The sequence below is a fragment of the Pseudoalteromonas sp. UCD-33C genome (assembly GCF_001306895.1).
GTDB lineage: Bacteria > Pseudomonadota > Gammaproteobacteria > Enterobacterales > Alteromonadaceae > Pseudoalteromonas.
Genome location: NZ_LJTB01000034.1, coordinates 1 through 634 on the forward strand (window position 1 = coordinate 1; position 634 = coordinate 634).

Sequence of the window (634 nt, forward strand, 5' to 3'; positions counted from 1 at the left end):
CAGAACAAATGCTTTGTTCTGGAGTAGAGATGTGTGCCCAGCGCTATTGTAATACAAATTGACGGGGTTGATACAGTACTTTTTGGAACGTTCTATATTTGTTTGCTATAAGAAAATAACCTGAACTTCTTAAGTCTTTGCTGTTCAAAATAAATACAGAGAAAAAGCCAACTATACTTGGTTAACTAAATTGGTTTAAAGGAGAGCGCAATGAAGAAGATATTTGCTTGTATCGACGGTTCATGCATGACCGATGCGGTGACAGAAGCTGCTATTTGGATTTCTAAGCGCTCCAGCCATCCAATTAATTTTCTGCATGCTTTAGAACCTCCTTTGCCGCAAGGCAGTGATGATTTAACCGCAATTATTGGTTTAGGTTCGCAAACCTCATTGTTAGAGCAATTGGCAAAACTTGAACAAGAGCGCAACAAAGTAGCGTCGCAGCACGGTCAATTATTGCTAGATGAAGCAATAAAAAAAGCCGAGCATGCAGGCTTAACTGAGATTGAGCAACAGCAGCTCCCAATGAGTCTTGTTGATGCTTTACTTGAACATGAAGACAATGCCCGTGTGATGATTATTGGCCGCTCTGGTAAAGGCCATTACGATGATTTTAAAGTACTGGGCTCGCACA

1 protein-coding gene is annotated in these 634 nt (G+C 40.9%); it reads left to right on the forward strand.

Annotation, left to right across the window (positions count from 1 at the left end):
• Positions 1-210: 210 nt before the first annotated feature.
• Positions 211-634 (forward strand): universal stress protein (locus tag AOG26_RS20315; RefSeq protein ID WP_160316778.1); only part of this gene is annotated, 424 nt, incomplete at its 3' end.